We start from the raw sequence: 15,293 nt of genomic DNA, 5'->3' as shown, positions 1-15,293 counted from the left end.
GCACTCATCGCCGTAGCGGCCAAATGACATCATATTGATCGTAGACGTCCTCTCTCACCACCTAGAGTTACCAACGCTGCCTTGGCCAATACCCGTTGCCATCAACCTGAGCCTGCAAAACGTACCTTCCCTGGCACGTGATGGCATTGTAAGATCAGCGCTGAAGAGGCAGGTACCTCCTCTCGTTCATTCGAGGGCGGCTCTGATAATTAACAGCTTCTGCTGTTGGGCTTATACCCACCGATCCCCTCGGGGATGTTCAAAGATGACTCAAACCCGCTTGCCTCTTCTCCCAAATTCAATGGAGAAGTATCTGTGAAGGACAGTGTCTGGTTCACCTACAAAGCTCGTATTCAGGCCCATAATCGCCTGGAGTGGCTAGACTTTCACTCACAGATGCTTCTGGTCTGGTACGCAATTCTCAGCACCGTTCTGGGTGTCCTGGCTATCCGCTATGAACACATCCTCGGCCCTGACACCGACGTACTGGCCACCGTACTTTCTGTTGCGCTCCTCGGCGTATCGCTTGCCGTTACAAACCGGGATTTCCGGGTACGGGCCATGGCCATGCGCAAAAACTACCTCCAGCTGCAGGGGCTGTACCGTGAGCTTGCCCCGAACACCGAACCTACTCTCACTCAGACGCAGCAGTATGATGAGTTGCTCGCGGAGTCAGAGAATCACAGAGAGATCGATGATCGAATCGCCCGGGTATTTTCGACGGGCTTGACCAGTCGAACCCCTACTGCGTTCGAGAGCTGCTACGCTATTTCCTGGCTCGGTGCGCGCCTAGTTATTACCGTCGCCCTGTACGCCCTTCCCCTTGCAGCAGCCGCATACGCCTGGGTAGGGAAATGAGTGCCGCCCGTAGCTTCAAGAAATATTTTGCCCGCAAACAACTACTTGGCATTTACACGGATAAGATCAAGAAATCCGGTGCTATTGGGCTTGATCGCACTCGCCCGTCCAAGCTCGATTCTAGGCTGACTGATGAGCTTGAACTGATCGTCAAAAAGGTTAAGCAGGGGAAATATCGATTCACTGCCTACAAGGAAAAGCTGATTCTCAAGGGAGCGACTTCGCTTCCCCGACAGATCTCGATTCCGACTGCGCGGGATCGAATCGTGTTGCGCGCCTTGTGTGAATGCCTCGTGGAAGTTTACCCGACGGCCAAGCTTTCATTGCCTCAGGTTGTTATTGAAGATCTGAAAACTGCGCTCGCATCCCGTGCTTATGCCGAGTATGCCAAGATCGACCTGAAGAGCTTCTACCCCTCGATCCCCCACACCCTGATCGATACCGCTATTCGAAAGAAGATTCGCAAGCCTGAGCTCAAGCACCTGATAACTTCGGCAATCACCACGCCGACTGTGTCTGTATCAAGAGGCAGAAAGGACACGCCCAACTTGACCATCGGAGTGCCCCAAGGCCTTGCCATTTCAAACCTGCTCGCGGAGATCGCACTGCAGGAGATCGACTTGGCGTTCAGTGGCAGGCCAGGGATCTGGTACAAGCGCTACGTGGACGACATTCTGCTCCTGACACCAGCCGGGCATTCCGAACCAGTGGCCAAAGAGCTGATCACTGAACTGCAAAGGATGGAGCTGCACCCACACGATTTCGGCCCGGACTCGAAATCGAAGTACGCCCCCCTGACCGACCCGTTCAGTTTCTTGGGTTACCAGATCGAAGGTGGCCATGTCATCATCCGGCGAGAAAGCATCCTCCGTTTCGAATCCTCCATCGCCAATATCTTCACGGCATACCGGCACAAGGTCGCAACCGCTAAGTCGCCCAAGGATATGGAGCGCGCCCGCGCGTATTGCGAATGGAAGGTGAATCTGCGGATCACCGGATGCTTCTTCGAAGGGAAACGACGAGGCTGGGCATCCTACTTTTCCCAGATCACATCGACTGCCCAGTTACGGTCGGTCAATCACACGATACGCAATTTGACCAAACGCTCCTCGCTGGAAGGAAGAATCAAGCTCAAGTCCCTGATCAAGACCTTCTACGAGCTCAAGCGCGGAAGAGCCGGCAATCACGCCTACATTCCAAACCTGGATGATCACAGCATCGCGGATAAACGGAAGGTGTTAGCGCTTTGGATAGGTGATGACGTTGCCACTCTTCGCGATGATCAGGTGGAACGGCTGTTTGCGATCAAGGTGAGCAAGGCCGTGCGGGAGCTTGAAGAGGATATTGCCCAGCGCTCTTGATAGGCCTCATACCCAATCTGTGCATTATGCCCTCGCAAGGGCACCACACGTTTGGGAAAGTGACTTGTCCGTATGCTTACCACCTGAAGATAGGCAGGAGCTGAGTTGCGGCAACTCGAAGCACCTAATTGAAGGAAGACTACCTTGATCGAGTTCAACACCTGGGTTGTTCTTTTGACGTACTTCGGAGAGTAAACATGAACGTAGCCTATTTCCTTCGCCAACGCATGGCGTTCATCAGCAACTATTTTGATGTCGCTAGCGCACCGTTTCTGGAAACCATGCGCAAGATTGAGGAGGAAGAAGCACCCTACGTACCGCCGGAGTTCGATCCGGATACCATGGATACGTCACCTGCTTTCCTGGACGAATGGCTCCAGGCGCAGGCAGGAGCCGAAATCGTTGGGCAGACTAGCGTGTCGATGCTTTCCGAGGCGTTAAAAGCATACTTCGTCACGATTGAGCGGCTGGCGGGGCTGGACTGTCAAGCATCCTACGGGGCGAAGTCGTTCAAAAACGGCTTCATTCAAGGATATCGAACTTGCTTTGCCGCGCAGGGGGTCAATTGGAACTCATGCCCCGCAGATTTCAAAATACTCGAGCAGGTCGTGCTGGCTCGCAATGCCAGCCAGCACTCCGCCGGCCTCATATCCCCTAATGCCAAGCACTCCAAGGACACACTGAGTAAGCACCCCAATCCCTTGTTCATCAGTGAGTATGAGAACGACCTGCTAGAGCGCCACGGCCGGAGCTGGCTTATGGAACCGAACGTCCACGTCACCCGCGCGAGCCTGAATGCAGCCCTTTCTGAAGTGGAGAAGCTTGCGCGCTGGTATGACGAAGACTGAATGGCCTTAGGCTGGAACGACCATTCAGCCGTACGAGTTGACCAGATCGGCTGTGATTCTAACTTCGGCCTGTGTCGTCTCTCCCGTCACCGTCACGAGTAGCATATGGTCAACACAGCAGAAACCTCTGGTTTGGTAGTCCCAATATAGTCTCCTCGAAGCGTAACTTCGTTTAGCTTTGCATGGCTGCCCACGAACTAGCGTTGGGCACCCACTCCGGCGATGCAAATGTGACGGCAGATTGCTATCTTCTCTATTGGGGCTAATGACTCAAAAGGAGTGCGTCTTGAAAAAGGACTTGCTAGTCACCTGCTTGGCTCTTTCGCTTGCGGGGTGTGGAGAGGATGGTGAGGTGTATAAGAAGCAAGCCGAAAGCCTCCGCTCGGACATCAAATCCCTGCAGGCAGAGGTTACCGCTGCCAAAGACAGGATCGCGCAGCTTGAGCAGGAAAATACGATGCTCAAAGAGACTCCGCCCGTATTGCTGGCTCAGGTAAGAAAGGCCTCCGAAAGTGGTGACGAAGCGGCAACTAGAGCCGCCTTGGCGTCGTTGACTTCCCGCTACCCTGACTCCGCTGAAGCAGTAATCGGAGACGGCTTCCTGCAGAAGATGGTCAAGGAGCGTGAGGCTAAAGAACAAGAGGCGCGTCGACTTGCGGCGCTCGGGATGAAAGCGATCTCGGTCAAAGGCTCATTCACAGCGGACGACAGCTCTGTATCACTCCAATCTGCTCAGATAACCGACCAATGGAGCTTCAACGATTACGGTGATCAGTATGAGTACCGATCTGCCGAGCGTGGCTCCAGGTACATCACTGCAAAGGTCACGTACTCATCCAAGAGCAAAGACCCTCGGCTGGCGCCTTTGGTCGTTTACGCATCAAACGGTGGCGAGCTCAAACGACTCGGCGTCATGGGTTTCGAATTCGTCAGCTGGAGCAGCTATGCAACGTTTCTGGGTAATTACCACGACGACGCGAATGACTTCGCTCACAAGGCGAGTATCAGATTCTCTATGGGGCTCCAAGTCCCCAATGAGGCGATTACCAAGCCGTTGTACATCGTTGCCTCATCTTCAGGTTGCGCGGATCGTAGCTCGGATCGATTTGGTAACCCACCTGTGAGCTACTCGACCTACAGCTGCGACCAAGCTGCCCCCGATGTACTCCGTGCCAGCGACTTTAAAGAAGGCCGGTTCGGCATTGTAAAGCGCATAGACTGAATCCGAGACAGGACTCTCAATCATGAAGAAGGCTCTAATCGTTGCGGGCATGGCCTTGCTGTGTTTGGTCATATACACCCAGATTACGATATTCGCCGTACCGCCAATTGGAGCGGTGCCCGAAGGCAGAACAGTCATCATGCTCCGCCTCAACAAGACGAATTTCATTGATAGTGCTGATGCCATGTGCGTTCGAATCCAAGGTTACGTAAGTCTGCTTTGCAGGGGGACAGCCATGGCAGCAGTAGTGAATGCTACTACCATCATTGCGCGCTTGCCGTATTCGGAAACCATTTACAAGATCAGCACTGGTGGTGAGACCTACGAACGATAGCTCAAGGAGATGTTGGGGTCAGGCAATGTCAGGTTCTCATGCAGGCCAAGAACAGGCATTACCTTTGCAGCCAGGCCGCTCTCCAGGCTGGCGCCAGCCAGAGCGGCCAGCGCATTCCTACTCAACCCTCCGGTCAACCATCAACCCATGATTCACATCCTGGGCCAGCGCCTTGGCCATGCCACTGAGGTAATGCACCGCCGTCAGCAGCGTAGGCAGATGATCCGTCTCCGCCATCGCCAGATCGCTGATCTTGTGTACCGCACACATCAGCACAGTCGCCTGCTCAACTGCATGTTCCATCGAGTGGCCCGCTACAACACGGAACAGCGGGTCTTGACCGCCCTCCTCTCCAGCCTCGCCGAAATGCCCGACGCCGGTGGTGGCGAGCTTCCTGATGCGCGGGGTTTGCAACTCCTTATCCATACCATTCCTCCTGCGGCCCCGTGAACGGCGCGGGGCCTGATCGGTGAACATCAAGTTCGAGCCCAGGCTCCCCAGGTCAATGCCGGGACTGCACTCGACTCAGCGCCACTTCCACCAGGGTGCGGGCGCTGTCGATTTCGTGCATGGCGGCGAGGGTCAGGACTTGGCCTGGCGGTTTGGCGTGGAGCAGGACAGTCTGCTGGCTGACGGTCAGAGCACAGACGAGGTATTCGGAGATCTGGACCAGGAGGTCTTCGAGGGTGTGGGTGGTGTATTTGTCGTGTAGCGGTGGATCGGGGACGATCTTTAACATGATAAAGCTCCGATATCTGACTGGAGCTACCACATCTCTGCTGTCAAACAAATGGGTGGCAGCGGTACGTGGGTTGACAGACCGAGGATATCGGAACTCGGCGCACCGAAGTGCCCCACGCACAGCCGCCATAGAGCGTTGCGCATGATCCGTATATCAGAGGACGGTCTGTCAAAACCGTGTCGTCGATTTTTGCGGCGACTTGGCGAGACTAGATGGCTGATTGGGCTGCTGCAATGGGCTGTAAGGCGCTGGGAGTATGTTTCGGAAATGGACTACAGAGAAGAGGGAATGTCCGATTCGGAGCACATATAAAGACTCAGTCCAACCCATTTCGGCCATGCGCGGGCCGCTGGTTTTTCAGTGCCCCGTTATTTGCCTGTCCGGCAAAGGCATAGACCGATAAAATACGTTATCGAACTAATTGACCCTGGACGGCCCGCATGACATTTCGCGTCGAAATTGTTCACGATACGACCTACATCTGCCCCACCGGTCACACCACCCCCGACCACCCCACCGACCTTGATGACCGCACTTGGACCTGCCGTACCTGCCAGCTATCGGTGCATGTCGACATGGACGACCACAAAGGCCACACCTACACAGTCGAGCGGGTGCCCGCCCGGGAGATCCGCCGTGGCGATTTCATCGTCTACCGAACCAGGGCCGGCCTCGAGTGCAACCAAGTCACCGGCTCGAATAAGTACCAGGGCAAGGGTCAGATGTGGTACCTGGCCGTGGCGCGGTTCGGTTATGACATGATCTCTCCTACGCAGTACGTCAGCCGGATTCCCGGATGACCGCTACCCTGCCCACCACTGTTGACCAGGAACCGGCCATGGCCCTGTTTGACCCCCTGCGCGACTTCTATCAGCGCCGCCAAGCCGCCCAGCTCGATAGGCAGGCCAGCGGCCTGCAGCTGGTGACCGAACGTCATGAGGCCGTGCCCGGTAATTTCTTTTACCCGGGGCCGACCATCACCGCCGTGCTCGTCTTCCAGGGCCAACCCGCTGGCCACGTCCGATATGGCCAGAGCCCCCTCGCGGACCGCCTCTATGTCTGCCACATCCAGATCAACCCTGCGCAGCGCCTGCAAGGCCTCGGCCAAGCCGCGCTGTGGCGATTGTGCTGCCAGTACCAGGTGCCGCTGACACCCTTGCAGGAAGTCGGTACCGCGTTCGGGTTCTGGAGCACGGTACGCCAGCGCTTCGCCGCTGCCGGCGTCGAGGTGACCCCTGATATCCGCACCGCCGAGCAGGACACCGAGCAACGGCGCTGGCAGCATTTGGTGCCCGAACCTGAGCACAAACGCCAGATCCGCGCGCTGATGGCCTCGCCGGAGTGGCCGGTGATCAAGGCGCGCTTGGAAGCGGAGTACGGCCCATGCCAGGAGAACTGATTACCCTGGACGCCGGCGGCGGCGGAGTGGTTCGCCAATATCGACAACCCGCGCGCCCGTCACGCCTACCGCGACAACCTTGATGACTTATGCGCCTTTGGCCGACGCAGCGCCGCGGCTGGGCCAAGGCCACTGGCATCGCGGTCGACGGCCTGGGCGTGCATGGGGTGCGCGCCACGGCGGCGACCACCGCGCTCGAGCACAGGGCCGATATCGCCAAGGTCCAGGCCTGGCTGGGTCACGTCAATATCAGCACGACCCGCCTGTACGATCGGCGGGGTGAACGTACGGAAGTCCGCCCGCCTACAAGGTCCAATATTGACGCGTGGCGGCGGGCTCAGCCTCACTCAGCCTGCGGCAGATAGTCACTGCGCTCCAGCCCCAAGCGCCGGTCGATTTCTTCGGAATTACCTTCGGCCAACAGCATGTCGTGGGCAAACTGGCGGGTCATGACCTTGTAACGCTCCCACAAGTACCGCTGCTTTGGGTTCAGTTCATTGATGCCCGGATCCATCAACGACAGGGCGTCTTCCAGCTCCTCGAAGGCCATCGCACACCAGGCTGTGGACATCTTGCGGGGGAATATCACAGTGGGTAGTAAGGCGGATTGTGCAGCGTCGGTCATGGATCGATCCTCGGGTTAACAGAAGTTGGGGCCACGCCATCACCAGTATGACCCGCCAGCACACTTGATATCCACGGCACATGCTCCGCTCAGTGCTTGAGGTCTACCAAGTTGGACAATTTCCTGTGCTTTAAGGCATTCACCGCAGCCAATACCGTGCGCAGCTACTGCCAGCGCTGTGTGCCCTACTGTGCATTGCCAGTCTAAGGTCAATCTTCTGCCTCGGGCGCCCGAAATGCTTTGCTGTAGTAGCCGGACGAGTCGAAACAGCAAACCTGCTTCTTGCCAGTCGCAAGCATATCGCAGGCATCACCTATTCGTTTTTCACGCGTCTTGAGTTGCTTCGCTGAAGTAATCCAGTGAATCCAGTCCACCCGCGCAAGGGTCGTCGTACTGTTCCAAACCTTTTGAGCCTCAGGTGTGCTTGCCAGGGCTTTCTCGAAATCCGCTGGGATATCAGGCTCGGGCTCCTTCTGCACAGGGACGAGTTCGAGGGTAACGATATCTCCAACAGCCACACCCGCCGCGTCGAGTAAATCGCTACTGACCTTCAGCCAATGGCTCAGCTGACCATCAGGTTCCAGGGTTGCCCGGAAAGGATGCCCATTGATCGTGCCGTCAACGGACGTCCTTCCCCGCCGCGGAAGCCGTTCACTCGCGTCCCTTGGAAGAACTGCAAACGCCCACGACCTGTCGTCACCGGGCTTTAACGGACGAAGAAGCTTGGCTTCGAATCGGGACCTCGCATCGTCTGTTGTCATTGCAAGTTCTCCCACCGAGCGCCTAGTTAACCATCACCTCGTCCAGCGCCTGCTCAAGGGTGCTGACCGTACGCTCGATATTGTGCAGCTTTTCAAGCCCGAACAGGCCGATGCGGAAGGTCTGGAAGTCGGCCGGCTCGTCGCATTGCAACGGCACGCCGGCAGCAATCTGCAGGCCGTGGCTGACAAACTTCTTACCACTCTTGATATCGGCATCATCGGTGTAGCTCACCACCACTCCTGGTGCCTGAAAGCCTGCCGCAGCCACGCTCTTGATACCTTTGCGGGTCATCATTGCGCGCACCCGGTCACCCAGGGCCTGTTGTTCGTCGCAGACCTTGTCGAAACCGTAGGCCTGTGTCTCTTTCATCACTTCGTTGAACCGCGCGAGGGCATCGCTGGGCATGGTCGCATGGTAGGCGTGGCCGCCCTGCTCATAGGCCTGCATGATCTGAAGCCACTTCTTCAAGTCGCAGGCGAAGCTGGTGCTTTGCGTTGATTCGATGCGCTCCAGGGCCAAAGCACTCAGCATCACCAGGGCGCAGCAAGGTGAGGCACTCCAGCCTTTCTGCGGTGCGCTGATCAGCAGGTCGACCGCGCATTTATGCATATCAACCCAGATCGCGCCTGAGGCGATGCAGTCCAGCACGAACAGGCCACCCACCGCATGCACGGCGTCGCCCACGGCCCGCAGGTACTCATCAGGCAGGATGATCCCTGATGAGGTTTCAACGTGGGGGGCGAAGACAATCTGCGGTTTCTGCGACGCAATGGCCACCAACACTTCGTCCAGAGGGGCCGGGGCGTAGGCAGCCTGGCGCCCCGCTTCGACCGGCCGGGCTTTCAGCACCGTTGTCGCCGCCGGGATGTTGCCCATCTCGAGGATCTGGCTCCAGCGATAACTGAACCAGCCGTTGCGTATCACCAGGCATTGCTGGCCGGTGGCAAACTGCCGAGCTACCGCTTCCATGCCGAACGTGCCACTGCCCGGAACTACCGCAACCGCCTGGGCGTTGTAGACCTGTTTCAGAGTGGTTGAGATGTTCTTCATCACACCTTGGAACGACTGGGACATGTGGTTGAGCGAGCGATCCGTGTAGACCACCGAATACTCGACCAGCCCTTCGGGATCGATACCGGGATAGATCTTCGACATGGTGCGGTTCCTTTGGCAGAGAGGTCCATGGCATCGACCCTGCCCTAAGCTATTGCAAATGACAAGATGCATCGGGCACACCGCATCGTCAGCCTGGCCCTCTGCCTGACTCAAATCAGGGAAACGCCCACTGGTTGAAGTCCCAACAGCTTCCCCTGCATGAACATCAGAGATGTCTACTTCCTTGCCCTACACGCAAAACTCCTTGTCCCACCCACCACTTTTTCCCATCCCCACCGCCACCCAGAATCCGCCCCTGACATCACTTCCCGTTCAGGAGCCCAAGAATTGCGCCATTTCAAACCCCTACTACTCAGCCTAGCCCTGGCCACCACAGCCCAATCCACCCTGGCCGCCACCTGGCAATCCTCCCCCTACGGCCCCAACGACGAAATCGGTGCCGCCAACCTCCTCACTCCCGAGGTGGTCAAGCAAGCCATCACCCTGGTCAAGACCGGCAAGACCTACCCCCTCGCCGTCCCCGTCGGCAAGGACCTGCCCGCCTTCCGCCACCGCAGCTTCCACCTCTACAACATTCAGCCCGGCGAACAGGCCGGCCAGACCCTGGGCAAGAACAAGTTCAGCTTCAACGACGAGCTGGTCAACGGCTGGACCGGCGTCGGCACCCAGCTCAACGGTATCGGCCATATCGGCATCGACAACGTCTACTACAACGGCAACAAGGCCGCCGACTTCGTCACCGTCGAGGGTGTGACCAAGCTCGGCGTGGAAAAAGTGCCGCCGATGGTCACCCGCGGCGTGGTGCTGGACATGACCGCGCACTACGGCAAGGCCATCGTGCCGGGCGGTACGTCGTTCACCGTCAACGACATCAAGGCGGTGCTAAAGCGGCAAGGCATCACCCTGCGCAAGGGCGACGTGGTGCTGTTCAACACCGGCTGGCTGGAGCTGATTGGCAAGGACAATGCGCAGTTCCTCGCCACCGAGCCAGGCATCGACTTGCCGGCGGCCGAGTGGCTGGCCGACCAGGGCATCGTCGCCTTCGGCGGCGACACCTGGGCCTCGGAGGTCTACCCGAACCCTACCGGTGAGGAGTTCCCGGTCAACCAGTTCATGCTGGCCAAGCGCGGCATCTACAACCTGGAGCTGATCGACACCCGCGCCCTGGTGCGCGACAAGGCCTTCGAGTTCCTGTTCGTGCTGGGCCAGCCGCTGTACAAGGGTTCGACCCAGGTCAACATCAACCCGGTGGCGATCCACTGATCATCAGGCCTTGAGTACCCTGCCCGCTGCTTGCAGCGGGCATTTGCGTTGATGCAGGCTAGCCAACGGAGGGCTGCGCTAGTAAAACTCAGGGCTGTCCCCTGGAGGTCTCATGCAGGATCTACGTCAGTTGCGCTACTTCGTCGCCGTCGCCGAATGCGAAAACGTCGGCCGCGCGGCGGAGCAGCTTCATATCTCTCAATCCCCCTTGAGCAGGCAGATCGCCCAGCTCGAGGACCACCTCGGCTTGGCCTTGTTCGAGCGGCGCAACCAGCGCCTGTTCCTGACCGCCGATGGCCGCACCTTCCTGTCCGAGGCCCGTGGCCTGCTCAAGCACGCCGAGCGCCTGGAGTCGCTGGGCAAGCGCCTGGGCCGTGGCGAGGAAGGCGGGCTGTGCATCGGCTACGTCAACCATGCCATCCATGCCGGCGTGCTGCCCGGCGCGGTGCGGGCCATACGCAGCGAACGGCCGAATATTCATATCGCCCTGTACAACATGACCCCGAGCGAGCAGTTCGAGGGCCTGCGTCAGCGCAGCCTGGATATCGCCCTGGTTTGCGAGCCACCGCCCGACAATGACCCCGACCTGCGGGCGCATCCGGTGCTGGATGACCCGATGCTACTGGCCATCCCCGCCGAGCACCCGCTGGCCGGCAAGACCGACCTCTGTCCCGCCGACCTGCATGAGCAGGAGTGGATCATCACCGGCGGGCAGCCCGACCAGCTCAACAAGCGCGATGATTTCATCGCCCGCTGCGCCGACGCAGGCTTCACCCCGCGTCTGTCGCTGGAGGCCACCGACCCGCTGAGCGTGCTTGGCCTGGTGTCCGCCGGGCTCGGCCTGGCCATGGTCCAGGGCAGCCTGAGTGCCAGCGCCGGCCCCACGGTGGTGCTGCGCAAGCTAGAGTGGTTCAGCCCCTGCGTGCAATTGTGGGCGGCCTGGCACCAGGTCGACCTGCGGCCGATCGTGGGGGTATTCCGCGAGCGCGTGCTGGCCCTGGCCGATCAGACTTCCTAGGTCTTAATTCAGTCGAATCTAGTCTTTTACAGTCTGATCGCGTGTCACTAGCATGGCTCCCATCGATGCAACTCATCCACAGGAGCCATTCCATGAACATCGACCTCGGCGGGCGTACCGCCATCATCAGCGGCTCGACCGGCGGTATCGGCCTGGCCATCGCTCGCGGCCTGGCCCGCGCCCATGCCGACGTGGTCATCGCCGGCCGCAGCCAGAAGTCGCTCGACGCCGCCCTGGCCGAACTGCGCGCCCAGGGTGGCCGCGGCCAGGTGCACGGGGTGATCGCCGACCTGGGCACGGCCGAAGGCGCCCAGGCGCTGATCGCCGCTCACCCCCGCGCCGACATCCTGGTCAACAACCTGGGTATCTACGATGACGTCGATTTCTTTGACGTCGACGACAGCGAGTGGAACCGCTTCTACGACACCAACGTGCTGTCCGGCGTGCGCCTGGCGCGCCACTACGCACCGGGCATGGTCGAGAAAGGCTGGGGGCGGATCCTGTTCATTTCCTCGGAATCCGGCATCGCCATCCCAGCCGACATGATCAACTACGGCGTGACCAAGGCGGCCAACCTCGCCGTTTCCCATGGCCTGGCCAAGCGCCTGGCCGGCACCGGGGTCACCGTCAACGCGGTACTGCCCGGCCCGACCCTGACCGATGGCGTCGCCAACCTGGTGGCCGACGCAGCCAAGGCCTCCGGGCGCAGCATTCGCGAAGAGGCCGACCACTTCGTGCGCAGCGCCCGCCCGAGCTCGATCATCCAGCGCGCCGCCGACGTCGACGAAGTCGCCCACCTGGTGGTGTACCTCGCCTCTCCTTACTCCTCCGCCACCACCGGCGCGGCCCTGCGGGTCGACGGCGGCGTGGTCGACAGCCTCGCAATCTGAATTCAATTCTGGAGATTTTCCCATGGCCAACGCCCAAGCATCCCTGAACACCCCCCACAGCCCCGAGCACGTCTGGGCCCTGATCGGCGGCTTCGACAGCCTGCCCGACTGGCTGCCGTTCATCCCTGAAAGCCTGTCCAGCGAAGGCGGCCGCGTGCGCTCGCTGAAAGACCCGGACGGCAACAGCATCGTCGAGCGCCTGATGGCTTTCGATGAGCAGCAACGCAGCTACAGCTACTCGATCCTCACCAGCCCGTTCCCGGTGACCGGCTACCTGTCGACCCTGCGGGTCAAGGCCGACGGCCAGGGTAGCCGGGTGGAGTGGTTCGGCGAGTTCACCCCGGTTGGCGTCAGCGACGAAGAAGCCACTGCGTTGTTCACCGGCATCTATGAAGGTGGCCTGCAGGCCCTGGCCAAGAGCCTGGGTTGATGTAACCCCCGAGATGCACAGCAGGGCCGCCTTCGAGCGGCCCTTTTGCATTGCTGATTCCAGCTCAATACACCTTTGCCCGAACCCCGCTGTATCCCTGCCCCGCGCCTCGCTACCCTGCCCCGTTTCTGCCCCTACGAGAACCGCTCATGTCCATCACTCATCGCGCCTGGGGTTGGACCCCGGGCGCAGGCCTGGACGGCCTGCACCTCATCGACAAACCCCTGCCTGAAGTCGGCCCCGGCCAAGTGCTGGTGGCCAACCGCGCCATCGCCCTGAACCCGGTGGACTGGAAGATCTGCGAATGGGGCCATGCCGCCTGGCACCCGGGCACCGTGCCCGGCGTCGATGGCGCGGGTACCGTGGTCGCGGTCGGTGCCGGGGTCGAGCTGGCGCTGGGTTCACGCGTCGCCTATCACCAGTCGCTGTCCCGCGATGGCAGCTTCGCCGAGCACTGCCTGCTCGATGCGAACCTGGTCATGCACATTCCAGACAACCTCGACATTGCGGCGGCGGCCGCCGTCCCCTGCCCCGCGCTGACGGCCTGGCAGGCCCTGGCCAAGGTCGCCGACGGCGCGTCGCGCGATGTGCTGGTGGTCGGTGCGGGCGGCGCGGTGGGCTTCTACCTTGTCCAGCTGGCGCTGCAGCGTGGCCTGCGCGTGTGGGCCACGGCGGGCCGGCAGCACCATGATCGGCTCAGGCAACTGGGCGTGGTCGGGGTGTTCGACTACCGTGCTGGCGACTGGCAGGCCGATGTGCAGGCGGCCCTCGGCGAGCGTCCGCTGTATGCGCTGTTCGACACGGTCAGCGGCAGCCATGCCGCGAGCCTGGCCCATCTGCTGGGTTACAACGGCCACCTGGTGTGCATTCAGGACCGCCAGGAAAACGCCCCGCTGCCGGCCTTCAGCACGGCGATCTCGCTGCACGAGGTAGCGCTCAACAGTGTCCATGCCCATGGCCGCCTACTCGATCGGCAAGCGTTGAAGGTCGAAGGGGAGCGTTTGCTGAGGATGGTCGCCGATGGCCGGCTGCTGGCGCCGCAGCGCCTGGACTTTCGCTTCGAGGCGCTGCCGCAGGCATTGCGCCAACTCAAGGACGGCAGCGCGTCGGGCAAGTGGGTGACGCGCTTGGCGTGATCCGGTTGCACAAATGAAAACGCCGCGCTAAGCGCGGCGTTGATTCAAGCAGGGCTGCACTGCAGCCCTGTCCTGTTCAAGCTCAGGCTGCCGGAACAGGCGCCAGTGCGTTGATCAGGCCTTGTTGACGCAATTCGTTCCAGAACGCCGCCGGAATGACCGCGCCCAGGGCTGCATGGTCTTCGTTGGCGTGAGCCACACGGGTCGAACCCGGGATCGCCGCTACCACCGCCGGGTGGGCCAGGGCGAACTGCAGGGCGGCCGCCTTGACGTCGACACCGTGGGCTCGGGCCACTGCGCGGATGCGTTCGAGCTTGGCCAGCACCGACGGGGTCGCCTTCTGGTACTCGAAGTGCTCGCCACCGGCGGTCACCCCAGAGCTGTAGGGGCCACCCACGACGATGCCGACACCCTGCTCCGCCGCCTGCGGCATGACACGCTGCAGTGCGCGGTCGTGATCGAGCAGCGAGTAGCGCCCGGCGAGCAGGAAACCATCGGGTTGCGGCTCGTCCAGGTCGAGGGTCAGCTCGATCGGCTCGACCCGGTTCACCCCCAGGCCCCAGGCCTTGATCACGCCCTCTTCACGCAGGCGGGTGAGCACGCGGAAGGCGCCCTTGCGCGCGGTCTCGAAGCGCTCCAGCCACTCGTCACCGTAGAAGTCCTGGGCGATGTCATGGATCCAGACGATGTCCAGGCGGTCGGTCTTCAGCCGGCGCAGGCTGTCTTCGATGGAGCGCAGGGTCGCATCGGCGCTGTAGTCGTTGACAATACGGTTGCGGTTGCCGTGTTCGAACAGGCCGCTCTTTTCGCCCAGCTCCCGGCTGGTGGGGTCTTCCAGTTCGTCGAGGATGATCCGGCCGACCTTGCTGCTGAGCACGTATTCGTCACGTGGCCGACCGGCCAGGGCATTGCCCAGGCGCGATTCGGACAGTCCGGCACCGTAGAACGGCGCGCTGTCGAAGTAGCGCACACCGTTGTCCCAGGCGGCATCGACGGTGGCCTGGACCTCGGCCTCCGGTACGTTGCGGAACATGTTGCCCAGTGGCGCGGTGCCGAAGCCCAGCGGGTTGGCGATAAGGGATTTGAGGCTCATGGGTGTACTTCCTGATTAGGGGAGTTGCTGTGTGAACTCCAGTGGCGGCAATCCTATGCCGCCCCTATCAAGACCGTCCAAGTCATAATTCGACAGACTTGAGACCTTTAGTGCATAGCCTTTGTACGGTGCCCGATACGCGTCCGGCTAGCTCGGAACCGACATCAAGCCCCTGCCCAGTGGGGGCAATGTGATA

Annotated in this window: 18 protein-coding genes and 1 pseudogene; 13 read left to right on the top strand and 6 right to left on the bottom strand. The window is 60.4% G+C overall.

The features are described 5' to 3' along the window. Positions 1 to 255: 255 nt before the first annotated feature. The 5 genes from VUG52_RS13810 (at position 256) to VUG52_RS13790 (ending at position 4,623) form a co-directional block, all read left to right on the top strand. The gene (locus tag VUG52_RS13810) at positions 256 to 858 is read left to right on the top strand and encodes an SLATT domain-containing protein (RefSeq protein WP_256205994.1); all 603 of its coding nucleotides are present in this window, start codon (positions 256 to 258) and stop codon (positions 856 to 858) included. Beyond that, positions 855 to 2,219, top strand: coding sequence for an RNA-directed DNA polymerase (locus tag VUG52_RS13805; RefSeq protein ID WP_050705780.1), 1,365 nt, complete (start codon positions 855 to 857; stop codon positions 2,217 to 2,219). The genes VUG52_RS13810 and VUG52_RS13805 overlap by 4 nt, the downstream gene beginning before the upstream one ends. A gap of 197 nt (positions 2,220 to 2,416) precedes the next feature. Then, entirely contained in the window at positions 2,417 to 3,067 is a 651-nt protein-coding gene (locus VUG52_RS13800; protein WP_331831663.1) for a hypothetical protein, read from the top strand. Between the two features lie 286 nt (positions 3,068 to 3,353). Beyond that, entirely contained in the window at positions 3,354 to 4,289 is a 936-nt protein-coding gene (locus VUG52_RS13795; protein WP_050705782.1) for a hypothetical protein, read from the top strand. A gap of 22 nt (positions 4,290 to 4,311) precedes the next feature. Then, positions 4,312 to 4,623, top strand: coding sequence for a hypothetical protein (locus VUG52_RS13790; RefSeq protein WP_050705783.1), 312 nt, complete (start codon positions 4,312 to 4,314; stop codon positions 4,621 to 4,623). Between the two features lie 117 nt (positions 4,624 to 4,740). Here VUG52_RS13790 and VUG52_RS13785 read toward each other — a convergent pair whose 3' ends face one another. Together VUG52_RS13785 and VUG52_RS13780 are read right to left on the bottom strand one after the other, a co-directional pair. Further along, a complete protein-coding gene (locus tag VUG52_RS13785) occupies positions 4,741 to 5,049 on the bottom strand; it encodes a DUF3077 domain-containing protein (protein WP_050705784.1) in 309 nt (102 codons plus the stop codon). A gap of 76 nt (positions 5,050 to 5,125) precedes the next feature. Continuing rightward, a complete protein-coding gene (locus VUG52_RS13780) occupies positions 5,126 to 5,362 on the bottom strand; it encodes a hypothetical protein (RefSeq protein ID WP_028688843.1) in 237 nt (78 codons plus the stop codon). Positions 5,363 to 5,805: 443 nt separating this feature from the next. Here VUG52_RS13780 and VUG52_RS13775 point away from each other — a divergent pair, with 443 nt between their 5' ends. From VUG52_RS13775 to VUG52_RS13765, 3 genes and pseudogenes are all read left to right on the top strand, one after another. Next, positions 5,806 to 6,165, top strand: coding sequence for a hypothetical protein (locus tag VUG52_RS13775; RefSeq protein WP_050705571.1), 360 nt, complete (start codon positions 5,806 to 5,808; stop codon positions 6,163 to 6,165). A 38-nt stretch (positions 6,166 to 6,203) separates the two neighbouring features. Beyond that, complete coding sequence (locus VUG52_RS13770; protein ID WP_050705570.1) at positions 6,204 to 6,764, top strand: hypothetical protein; 561 nt, start codon at positions 6,204 to 6,206, stop codon at positions 6,762 to 6,764. A 119-nt stretch (positions 6,765 to 6,883) separates the two neighbouring features. Beyond that, positions 6,884 to 7,086: pseudogene (locus VUG52_RS13765) on the top strand (tyrosine-type recombinase/integrase); the annotation flags it as partial. A 21-nt stretch (positions 7,087 to 7,107) separates the two neighbouring features. Here VUG52_RS13765 and VUG52_RS13760 read toward each other — a convergent pair. The 3 genes from VUG52_RS13760 to VUG52_RS13750 all read right to left on the bottom strand — a co-directional run bounded on the left by VUG52_RS13760 (position 7,108) and on the right by VUG52_RS13750 (position 9,306). Next, a complete protein-coding gene (locus VUG52_RS13760; RefSeq protein WP_052896486.1) occupies positions 7,108 to 7,389 on the bottom strand; it encodes a hypothetical protein in 282 nt (93 codons plus the stop codon). A gap of 209 nt (positions 7,390 to 7,598) precedes the next feature. Continuing rightward, positions 7,599 to 8,150 carry a YdeI/OmpD-associated family protein gene (locus VUG52_RS13755; protein WP_050705567.1) on the bottom strand — a complete coding sequence of 184 codons (552 nt, stop codon included), beginning with the start codon at positions 8,148 to 8,150 and terminating at the stop codon, positions 7,599 to 7,601. A gap of 22 nt (positions 8,151 to 8,172) precedes the next feature. After that, positions 8,173 to 9,306, bottom strand: a complete 1,134-nt coding sequence (locus VUG52_RS13750; protein WP_050705566.1) for an aminotransferase class V-fold PLP-dependent enzyme — start codon at positions 9,304 to 9,306, stop codon at positions 8,173 to 8,175. 288 nt (positions 9,307 to 9,594) lie between these two features. Between VUG52_RS13750 and VUG52_RS13745 the strand changes: the two genes are divergently transcribed. The 5 genes from VUG52_RS13745 (at position 9,595) to VUG52_RS13725 (ending at position 14,004) form a co-directional block, all read left to right on the top strand. After that, entirely contained in the window at positions 9,595 to 10,530 is a 936-nt protein-coding gene (locus VUG52_RS13745) for a cyclase family protein (protein WP_050705565.1), read from the top strand. A gap of 112 nt (positions 10,531 to 10,642) precedes the next feature. After that, positions 10,643 to 11,548, top strand: coding sequence for a LysR family transcriptional regulator (locus VUG52_RS13740; protein ID WP_050705564.1), 906 nt, complete (start codon positions 10,643 to 10,645; stop codon positions 11,546 to 11,548). 92 nt (positions 11,549 to 11,640) lie between these two features. Further along, positions 11,641 to 12,438 (top strand): SDR family NAD(P)-dependent oxidoreductase, encoded by a 798-nt coding sequence (locus tag VUG52_RS13735; protein ID WP_050705563.1) that lies wholly within the window; start codon positions 11,641 to 11,643, stop codon positions 12,436 to 12,438. A 22-nt stretch (positions 12,439 to 12,460) separates the two neighbouring features. After that, a complete protein-coding gene (locus tag VUG52_RS13730) occupies positions 12,461 to 12,868 on the top strand; it encodes an SRPBCC family protein (protein ID WP_050705562.1) in 408 nt (135 codons plus the stop codon). 149 nt (positions 12,869 to 13,017) lie between these two features. Then, complete coding sequence (locus VUG52_RS13725; protein WP_050705561.1) at positions 13,018 to 14,004, top strand: zinc-binding dehydrogenase; 987 nt, start codon at positions 13,018 to 13,020, stop codon at positions 14,002 to 14,004. Between the two features lie 82 nt (positions 14,005 to 14,086). On the opposite strand, the gene VUG52_RS13720 is transcribed toward VUG52_RS13725, so the two are convergent. After that, entirely contained in the window at positions 14,087 to 15,097 is a 1,011-nt protein-coding gene (locus VUG52_RS13720; RefSeq protein ID WP_050705560.1) for an aldo/keto reductase, read from the bottom strand. Positions 15,098 to 15,293: the final 196 nt, after the last annotated feature.

The sequence above is a fragment of the Pseudomonas sp. LH21 genome, from assembly GCF_036549575.1.
GTDB lineage: Bacteria > Pseudomonadota > Gammaproteobacteria > Pseudomonadales > Pseudomonadaceae > Aquipseudomonas > Aquipseudomonas peradeniyensis.
Note: the sequence above shows the minus strand (reverse complement) of the source record. Positions and strands in the feature narration are given on the sequence as shown.